Genomic DNA, 2,567 nt, shown 5'->3' on the forward strand with positions numbered 1-2,567 from the left:
GCCGACAGTCCGGACCCTCGTGCGGGAGATCGCCGGTCCCGTGAACCTGGTCCTCGGTCTCCAGGTACTGGTTGGCCCTCTGGATGGATATGGCCAGCGGATCATCCTTGCAGACCAGCCAGGCGTCCGTGCGGGCGTTTATGACGAGGTTGGCGCCCTGGGCGTCCACCGCCTGCCGCGCCGCCGCGATGCGCTCCGCCGCCAGGCCGGGCGCATAGAGCCGCTCCGCCTCGCCGGCCGGCCGGTCCTCGATGTTGCAGCCGGCCAGCCCGATCTCGACAGCCTGGAGCACACAGTCGGCGACATCCTGCGGCGCGTCGCCGTAGCCCGCCTCCAGGTCGCCGCTCACGGGGAGGGGGACAGCCTCCACCACCTGACCGCAGCGGTCGAACATCTCGTCGCGGGTCACGGCCAGCGCCGGCTCATTGACCCGGTAGTCCTGCTTGCCCAGGGAGAAGGCGATCCCGGCGCTGGTGGTGCCGATGGCGTCAAAGCCCGCTGCGGCAAGGATCAGGGCGCTGCCCGCGTCCCAGGCGTTGGGCATGATGAAGCCGTGCGGAGACTGGTGGAGGGCCTGGAAGGCCCGGGCGGCCTGTTGTTGTGCAGTCATGATCGCCTCGCTGGTGGGGAGGCGGGGAGAGGTAGACAGGCTGGCGACATCCGACAAATGCATATAGTTGGTCATTGTGATCAGGAATTTGCATGGATACTGAAGCCCTGCGCACCTTCGTCGCGATCGCGCGGATGGGTGGGTTTTCCGGAGCGGCCGATCAGCTGGGACGGTCGCAGCCCGCGATCAGCCGGCGGATCGCGCTCCTCGAGGGCGAACTGCGGATGCCGGTCTTCGAACGCCTGCCTGGCGGCGTGGAGCTGAGCCAGGCAGGGCAAACCCTGCTGCCGCATGCCGAGCGGGTCTTGGCCGCGCTGGAGGACGCCTCCGCCGCAATGCGGGCGCTGCAGGCTGGAGACGGCGGCCCGGTATCGGTGGCGGTGGTGGGCACCCTGGCCGGCGCCGATCTCGCCCAGGCCCTGAAACAGTTCGCCGAGCGATTTCCGAAGGTGGCGCTGACCCTGCGCACCGCGACCAGCGCCCAGGTCAGCGACTTGGTGCGGCGCGGGGAGGCGACTTTCGGCCTGCGCTACTTCGAAGATGTCTCGCCGGACCTGGAGAACCGAGCCTGCGCGCCCGAGGCCCTGGTGGTGGTCTGCGCCCCGGAGCATCCGCTGGCGGGGGAAAAGGTCGCCAGCCTGCGCGATTTGAAGGACGAACCCTGGCTAGGCTTCCCGCCGCCGGAGGGCCGGGACGAGCGTTGGTCGGGAATGCTGCTGGCCCAGTTCCTGACTCGGGGCGTCGCGGAAATTCCCTTCACCGCCGTGGACAGCCTGACGGCGCAGAAGCGGCTGGTGGAGGCGGGCTTTGGCCTGGCCCTCATGCCGGTCAGCGCCGTGGCCGAGGAACGCGCCGCGGCGAGCCTCGCCGCCATCACGGTGGCCGACCTCGCGGTGTCCAATCCCGTCAGTCTGATCACGCGCAAGGCGGGCTATGTCAGCCCGGCGGCCCTGGCCCTGATCGAGGCTCTGGCCGCTTAGGCCTTGGCCTTGTCCATCAAGCCGGCGAAGCGCTCGAACAGATAGAGGCCGTCGGTCGGACCGGGGGAGGCTTCGGGGTGGTGCTGCACCGAGAACACCGGGCGGCCTTCCAACTCCAGGCCGGCGTTGGTGCCGTCGAACAGCGAGATGTGGCTCTCTTTCACCGGACTTGGCAGGCTATCGCGGTCGACGGTGAAGCCGTGGTTCATGGACACGATCTCCACCTTGCCGGTGGTGAGGTCCTTCACGGGATGGTTCGCGCCGTGGTGACCCTGTTCCATCTTCATGGTCTGGGCGCCGAGCGCCAGCGCCATCATCTGGTGGCCCAGACAGATGCCGAACACCGGGGTGCCGCTGTCCACCAGCTTGCGGATCTCGGGCACCGCGTACTGGCCGGTGGCGGCTGGGTCGCCAGGGCCGTTGGACAGCAGGACGCCGTCCGGCTTGCGGGCCAGCACCTCCTCGGCGGAGGTGGAGGCCGGCACCACGGTGACGCGGGCGCCGATGGAGACCAGGGAGCGCAGGATGTTGCGCTTCACGCCGTAGTCTATGACCACCACGTCGTACTTGGGGCTGGCCGCGGGCTTGGCGTAGCCCTCGGGCCAGGCATAGAGGCCCTCCTCATAGACGAAGGGCTGCAGGCACGAGGCGTCCTTGGCCAGGTCCAGGCCCTCGATGCCGCCCCATTCGCGGGCCTTGGCCTTCAGGGCCGGCAGGTCGAACTTGCCGTCCGGGGCGTGGGCGATAACGCCGTTGGGCATGCCCTTCTCGCGAATGGCGAGGGTCAGGGCCCGGGTGTCGATGCCGGCCAGACCCACAACGCCGCGCCGCTTCATCCAGCCGTCCAGGTCGCTGTCGGCGCGCCAGTTGGCGGGCGGGGTGGGCACGTCGCGGAAGATCGCGCCGCGGGCCGCCGTGCTGGCGCCGCCCGACATCTGTTCCAGGTCTTCGACATTGGTGCCGACATTGCCCATGTG

The 2,567-nt window shown here is 69.3% G+C and carries 3 protein-coding genes; 1 reads left to right on the forward strand and 2 read right to left on the reverse strand.

The genetic code is table 11. The annotated features are described in order from the left end of the window. Positions 1–610 (reverse strand): isocitrate lyase/phosphoenolpyruvate mutase family protein (locus tag AAC997_RS20675; RefSeq protein ID WP_340647598.1); only part of this gene is annotated, 610 nt, incomplete at its 3' end. Between the two features lie 92 nt (positions 611–702). Here AAC997_RS20675 and AAC997_RS20680 point away from each other — a divergent pair. After that, positions 703–1,590 (forward strand): LysR family transcriptional regulator, encoded by an 888-nt coding sequence (locus AAC997_RS20680; RefSeq protein WP_340647599.1) that lies wholly within the window; start codon positions 703–705, stop codon positions 1,588–1,590. Here the strand turns inward: AAC997_RS20680 and carA are convergent. Next, the coding region (gene carA, locus AAC997_RS20685) for a glutamine-hydrolyzing carbamoyl-phosphate synthase small subunit (protein WP_340647600.1) at positions 1,587–2,567 on the reverse strand (981 nt) is incomplete at its 5' end. The genes AAC997_RS20680 and carA overlap by 4 nt on opposite strands.

The sequence above is a fragment of the Phenylobacterium sp. genome (assembly GCF_037968635.1).
Taxonomy (GTDB): Bacteria; Pseudomonadota; Alphaproteobacteria; order Caulobacterales; family Caulobacteraceae; genus Phenylobacterium.

What these genes read in the sequence shown, in the direction of transcription:
- AAC997_RS20680 (WP_340647599.1), top strand. Translation starts at nt 703, where the DNA reads ATGGATACTGAAGCCCTGCGCACCTTCGTCGCGATCGCGCGGATGGGT.